A 6,222-nucleotide genomic window follows, 5' to 3' on the forward strand; every position below is an offset into this window, starting at 1 on the left:
CGCATCATCCACTTCACCGGCTTCGTCCATCTCGCCGCTGCCATGATCTGGCTACGATGAATGTCGATCCGGCCTAGATCTGTCGTGTTGTGCAAGTGTTGGAAGTTGGGCCCCAAGTCCGCCGTGGTGACGTCCGCGCTGAAAGCGACTACCAGGCAGGCATGCGTTTCGATCTAAGCCCACTCCACTTCGTTGCGCTGGCCGTATCCGGTGCAGCGCTGCTCGGCCCCGTAACAGTGCTCGCGCAGACGCGATCGGTGCGCGATACTGCGACCGCTTACGGCGCGCGCCTCAACGCCAAGGGGCTGCCCGCAAATACCAACCCGGCGCGGATCAACAATCGTATACCCAGCCGGCTCGACAACCGGCTGAGCCTACGCATCGAGCGTTACCGTCCGGAGGCTTCCGCCAATCCAACCGCAGCGTTCCAGGCGGCGACCACCGACGACAACAGCCGTACCGCACCGGTGATCGCTCCGCCGCAGCCGATCGATCCCGACGCCGGCGGGCAGTGACCGTTAGTCACGTCGCCGGCAACTGATCGACTTCGAGCGCAGCGAACCCGGCCGGCAACATGACGCAGCACCCAACAACCTGTATTCACGTCGACGTGCATGATTGTCGACATGTGCTCGTGTCGGGGCGGCTCCTCGATGGTCGGTGTAATGAAGGCTGAGGAACTCAGCACCCGGAGCTCGGTGCAGGCACGCTCCTTCACACATCGATGCGGCGCTCTCGCGCTGTCGATCGTCGCGCCCGCGTACAACGAACGCGAGAACATTCGCCCGCTGACCGATGCGATCGCGCGCGCGATGGGAGAGGTCACGTGGGAGCTGATCGTCGTCGACGATGACAGCCCCGACGGCACCGCGGGCGAGGTCGCCACGCTGGCAGGGGAGGGGGCACCGATCCGCTGTATCCGGCGTGTCGGACGGCGCGGGCTCGCCTCTGCCGTCGTCGAGGGAATGCTAGCGGCGGAGAGTGAGCTGGTCGCGGTGATCGACGCCGACCTGCAGCACGACGAGACGCGGCTGCCGGTGATGCTCGAGCTACTCGAGACCACCGACGTCGACCTCGTCATCGGCAGCCGGCACGTCGAAGGCGGCGGGGTAGGGGAGTGGGACCGGCATCGCCAGCGGATGAGCCGTCTTGCCACCTGGATCGCGCATCGCCTCGCCGGCGTCCGCGTCAGCGATCCGATGAGCGGGTTCTTCGCGGTGCGCCGTTCAGTGGTCGAGGCGACGATCTACGACTTGTCGCAGCAGGGCTATAAGATCCTGCTCGATATTCTGACCGCGTCACCCACGCCATTGAAGGTCGTCGAGGTTGGCTATGTCTTTCGTGAGCGCCATGCCGGCACCAGCAAGCTCGATGTCGTCGTGCTGCTCGAATACGCCTTCCTCCTGATCGACAAGTTGACCCGCGGGTTGATCCCACCGCGTTTCGTGCTGTTCTGCGCCATCGGGGGGCTTGGGCTGGCGTGCCATCTCGCCGTACTCGATCTGGCGGTAGGGGAGGGAGTACCGTTCCTGCGGGCGCAGGGGATCGCGACACTGTGCGCGATGGCGTTCAACTACATGCTCAACAATGCAATCACCTACCGTTCGGCGCGGTTGCGCGGGTGGCGGTTCGTCATCGGCTATCTGGTGTTCAGCGCGGTGTGCAGCCTGGGTGCGCTCGCCAACATCTCGGTCGCCAATCTAACGCTACGGGAAGTGGGTAGCTGGCCGCTCGCTGGAATCGCGGGGGCGCTGATGAGTTCAGTGTTCAACTTCGGTGTCGCTACGCATTTCGTCTGGCGACCGCGCCGGCCGCGGCGTCATGGGAAGGTCGTGTTACGCGCGCCAGATTGAGCCAGCGCGGAGATCCTGCCCCACCGCGAACGGCGGGGCAGGGGATCAGCTCAGTTGCTGTCCGAGTCGTTGTCGTCGTCAGCGATGACGACGATGCCGACGATCACCGCAGCCGCAGCCGCGATCGCGATGATCAGGCCGCTGCCACCGGCAGCCAGCTCGCTCTTGCCCGACGACGAGGTCGATGCGCGGACCGACTTGGTGACCGACAGCGACGACGCCGGGTTGATGGGCGCAGCCGCAACCGGGGCGACGACGAGCGCGGAAGCGGCTGCAGCCGCGAAATACTTAGCGAACATGATTGAACTCCCGTGTGTACGAGCCTGCTTCCTTAGCTGCACCGCAGCGAAACGTCGAGGCTACTCATCGCCGGTTTGGACGGTTTCATCGCAGCGATGTGCAAGATTAGTGAATGAACGCACCGCCTGTGATGCTCTTATCCACGAATACACCCATCTACATCTGCGTGACGCGACGGCGTTTGTACTGCGGGATGACGGCCTTTTTTACAACAATCGGGTTGATCAGGGTCAGATTGTCGGCGGTGCATCACGGGCTTCTTTAGAAGATAGATGATTGAGAGAGGGATTACGGATCAGCGTGAGACTCGCGCTCGCCGACGGTCCAGTCGCGTCGCGCGCGTCGATCCCGGCACCGAGTTTCGCGAGCATCCGTCCCAGCGGGCCGTCGAGCGTCGCTAGTGCCAGTTCTCGGCAGCTGAGTGATTGCCGCATCGCCTGTTGCTCGGCATCGCGGGTCGCCAGCCGCTGCGCCTCGTCGTCGGGCAGGGGAGCGGGCCGCATCCATCGCGGCAGATGCGCGGCAATCCCGCGCGGCAACATCAGCCGATAGGCGTTGGAGGTCTGCGCGATCCGCGGCCCCGCTCCATCGGCGTTCAACCGCGCGAACCGACGCTGGCGCACTAGGAAGCCGATCTCCTCGAGTAGCCGCAATCCACGCGCGACCGTCGCGCGACCGAGCCCGGTGACACGCGCGAGATGGTCGTAGCTTGGATAAACGCGCCCGTGGTTGAGCCGCGACAGCGTCAGCAATTCCTCCAGCACGCGCACCGCGCCCGCGCTCAATTGCGTCACCAACCGCTCGGAAGCGCTGAGCACCCGTTCGCCGCGCCGCGCTACCCGCCGGAGCATCCGCCCGGCATCGAGCGCCCGCCGCGCGACGCGCAGCAGATGGTCGGTCTCGCCCTTGGCTGGACGAGCGAAGAACGCATCCTCGAACGTCCCCGCCTCGCGGCTGCCGCGCAGCACCGGGCGCGGCGTCGTCTCGCCACGTGAGGGCAGTGCCCCTGCACGGCGTCCGATCCGCGCGAGCGCCAGCGCGCCCGCCTCGCCGAGCGTATAGGCCGTCATCTTCCATCCCCTCATCAGGGGCCGGGACCAGAACAAAAAAGGGGCGTGGCGCGAAACGCGCATCCTTGAAACGGACAGGTTTCAGCGGTATCTGGAAGGGGTACGGATTGTTCTCGTGTACCCCGGTTCGACGTTTGGCGACGTCGTTCCATCAAACCTTGGGATGCCCGGCCTTCGTGCCGGGCTTTCCTTTATGTGGTCACGACCGCTTCCTTCACGCAACATCCGGCCACGCGGCCGATCTCCCTCACGATGTCGCAAGAAAAATCCAACAAAGGAAGCGGCTACGGTTCGTGCTTTCGAGTAGGAAATGCAGAAACTCGCGTGAGTTTCTTACCTAAACGTGTGCCTATTCGTGCTTTCGAGTAGAATAACGCCGCCAAAGTTCGTGCTATCGAGTAGGAAATAGCTGGGCTCTTCGTGCTTTCGAGTAGAATTAACCCGCGTTACTGCCGCGCGTCACTCGCCCGATTCGGGCAGCGCCATGTCGGCCGATTCGCCGGGTTCGGTGACCGGATCAGGGCGGTAGTTGATGATAACCCGCGCGGGCGTCGCGCGGCGCCCGCGGCGCGCGGGCTCGGCGTCACTGTCGTCCGCAGGGGCAAGGGCTTCGTCCTCGACCAGCTCGATTGCGTAATCGGGGATCGCGTCCGAGCCCGCGATCTGCCGGATCGCGGCGCGAAAGTTCGACAGCGGGTTCTGATAGCCGATCTGCAACCGGAAGGTCGCTAGGTCGATCTCCATCCGCCCATCCTCGCAGGTCGAGCGCGCGACCTCGTAGATGCGCCGCTCGATCGGCCCGAGTTGGAAATAGGTCGCAGCGTAATTGAGCACCTGCCGGTCGCGCAGGATCGCGCGGAACAGCCAGTCGCACAGTCGCACCTTGACCGCCTTTAACCGTCGCTCACCCGTCTTGGTCTTGGAATAATGCAGCCGCGCCTCGGATAACCACGAGAAGAAGCCCTCCTCGCCCTCGCCGCCTGCCTCGATATTAGTCTTGATCTGCGTGCCCTGGAGCCGCTCGAGTGCCTCTGACAGACGCTGGTACGAGCGCGCCGAGTGGTTGGAGCCGGTGACCGAGAACAGGTCGTGCGCGGTGAAGATGAAATCCTGCGCGACGTCCTCGCCCGCCTCCAGCTTCGCCGCCATCAGGCTCGCGATGTAGAGCACGATCTCCTTGTCGTAGATCGTCGCGACACCGTTGGCGGACGGGCGCACCTCGATCGAGACGGTCGCGTGCTCGTAGCTCAGCGGCTTCATCCAAGCATTCTTGCTGAGCGCAAAAAACGGGAACGCCATCAGCGATCGCTCACCGCGGATCTCGCCGTATAGCGGGCTGTCGAGCTGAAACAGGTCGCGCTGCGACAGCGCCTTGCCATCACGCTTGCGCGCAGCAGGCGTGTTGCGGGCAGGGGAGGCGGGTTTGGCAGGCACCTGGGTCACGCCGGATATTTCCTACTCGAAAGCACGAACTTCGACGCCAAAGACCACGTGTACCGAGGCGCTACACCCGCAAGCACGACGCGAGTTCGTGCTTTCGAGTAGGAAATGTGAGACGCGCTCCCGGACGGCATCCAGCCATTCTATCGTGTCTCGTGCGAAAAGTCTCGGATGGGCGCTAATAGTGACGTGACCCCCGTTTCTTCATCCACCTGGGCCTAGAGACCGGCCCCTCGTGAGCCTCACCCCGTCTCTGGTCCGGTCTTTATGAGAAAACCGGCTCTCTTTTCGTCAGGGCAGGCATGCCTGCCCTGACGAAAAAGCGCGCTCCATCGGGGTCTGGTTGCCGAGGGAGCTATGCGGACGGTGCTCGTTGTAATCACGCCGCCACGCCTCACATTTTACCCGTGCGTCGTCCAAGCTCAAGAACCAGTATGCGTTGAGGCATTCGGCCCGCACCCGGCCGTTGAACGCCTCCGCAAACGCGTTGTCGGTCGGCTTTCCAGGCCTGCTGAAGTCCAGCACCACATCATGCTGGTAAGCCCACAGGTCGAGATCCTTCGAGATGAATTCCGGGCCATTATCCAGACGAATACGCTTGGGACGACCGTGTACCACGGCAATGCGCTCGAGCGTCTCGACCACGTCAGAGCCGCGGTAGCTCGTCCGTACGTCGAGCGCTGGTGACACACGGGTGCAGTTGTCGACGATCGAGAGCACCCGGATCTTGCGACCGTTGAACAGCTGGTCCGACAGGAAATCCATCGACCAGCACTCGTTGGGTGCCGTCGCCGGCGTCCGGTCATCGCGCAGCTTCGCCTTCACCTTGCGCTTGGGCGTCTTGTTGCGCAGCTGCAGCCCGAGCTCGCGATACAGCCGATGAGTGCGCTTGTGGTTGATCTCCCAGCCCTCCCGTCGGAGCAGCACATGGATGCGTCGGTACCCATAGCGAACACGGGTCGCAGCCAACTCCTTGATCCGCATCTTGAGGCCGGCCTGATCGAGGCGGCGCGACTGATAGCGCTGGGTCGATCGATTGATCGGAAACGCGCTGCAGGCTCGCCGTTCGCTGACCTGGTAGCTCGCCTGCAAATAGCCGACGATCTCCCGGGCTCGACCAGGCCCTGCATTTTTCGGCGGATGACGTCCTGCAGCATTTCCTTATCCAGGCTGAGGTTCGCCACCAGCCGCTTCAGCCGGACGTTCTCCTCCTCCAGCACCTTCAGGCGCTTCATCTCCGACGGCATCAGCCCTCCGTATTTGCTGCGCCATCGGTAGTAGGTCTGGATCGATATGCCGGCCTTTCGGCATACCTCCTCCACGGTCGTTCCATCCTCGGCCTGCTTCAGGATGAACGCTATCTGCTGCTCGCTGAACCTCGACTTCTTCATCGGCGGATTCCCTCGTCCGGCACCTGCCAAACCTAACCGGGCCGGCGCAACCGCAAGCGCACCATCCTCCGCTATAACAAGCAGAGGTACGCTAGAGCGGTTTTCGGGCGACCTGAATCGTTGAGGATTCACATGGCCCCGGTTTTCTGATTCAGCCTTCCTGCTGGC

General features: G+C 63.4%; 6 protein-coding genes. 2 read left to right on the plus strand and 4 right to left on the minus strand.

Features of this window, described 5'->3' with window-relative positions:
* Window positions 1-161: 161 nt before the first annotated feature.
* Both HRV97_RS17055 and HRV97_RS17060 read left to right on the plus strand, forming a co-directional pair.
* The gene (locus HRV97_RS17055) at window positions 162-515 is read left to right on the plus strand and encodes a hypothetical protein (RefSeq protein ID WP_174195330.1); all 354 of its coding nucleotides are present in this window, start codon (window positions 162-164) and stop codon (window positions 513-515) included.
* 183 nt (window positions 516-698) lie between these two features.
* Window positions 699-1,853 (plus strand): glycosyltransferase, encoded by a 1,155-nt coding sequence (locus tag HRV97_RS17060; protein WP_343044544.1) that lies wholly within the window; start codon window positions 699-701, stop codon window positions 1,851-1,853.
* Between the two features lie 50 nt (window positions 1,854-1,903).
* Here the strand turns inward: HRV97_RS17060 and HRV97_RS17065 are convergent, their stop codons facing one another.
* The 4 genes from HRV97_RS17065 to HRV97_RS17080 form a co-directional block, all read right to left on the minus strand.
* Complete coding sequence (locus HRV97_RS17065; RefSeq protein ID WP_174195332.1) at window positions 1,904-2,152, minus strand: hypothetical protein; 249 nt, start codon at window positions 2,150-2,152, stop codon at window positions 1,904-1,906.
* A 231-nt stretch (window positions 2,153-2,383) separates the two neighbouring features.
* Entirely contained in the window at window positions 2,384-3,223 is an 840-nt protein-coding gene (locus HRV97_RS17070) for a helix-turn-helix domain-containing protein (RefSeq protein ID WP_174195333.1), read from the minus strand.
* A gap of 459 nt (window positions 3,224-3,682) precedes the next feature.
* Entirely contained in the window at window positions 3,683-4,666 is a 984-nt protein-coding gene (locus tag HRV97_RS17075) for a replication initiator protein A (RefSeq protein WP_343044545.1), read from the minus strand.
* A 288-nt stretch (window positions 4,667-4,954) separates the two neighbouring features.
* Window positions 4,955-6,054, minus strand: a protein-coding gene (locus tag HRV97_RS17080; RefSeq protein WP_174195334.1) for an IS3 family transposase whose coding sequence is annotated in 2 segments (ribosomal slippage) — window positions 4,955-5,793 and window positions 5,793-6,054 — 1,101 coding nt in all. Because the reading frame shifts where the segments join, the coding sequence is not laid out codon by codon here.
* Window positions 6,055-6,222 lie beyond the last annotated feature (168 nt).

The organism is Sphingomonas hominis, assembly GCF_013328205.1.
Classification (GTDB): Bacteria; Pseudomonadota; Alphaproteobacteria; order Sphingomonadales; family Sphingomonadaceae; genus Sphingomonas; species Sphingomonas hominis.

Coding starts and splice junctions, on each gene's coding strand:
- HRV97_RS17055 (WP_174195330.1), top strand. CDS start 162: ATGCGTTTCGATCTAAGCCCACTCCACTTCGTTGCGCTGGCCGTATCC.
- HRV97_RS17065 (WP_174195332.1), bottom strand. CDS start 2,152: ATGTTCGCTAAGTATTTCGCGGCTGCAGCCGCTTCCGCGCTCGTCGTC.
- HRV97_RS17070 (WP_174195333.1), bottom strand. CDS start 3,223: ATGACGGCCTATACGCTCGGCGAGGCGGGCGCGCTGGCGCTCGCGCGG.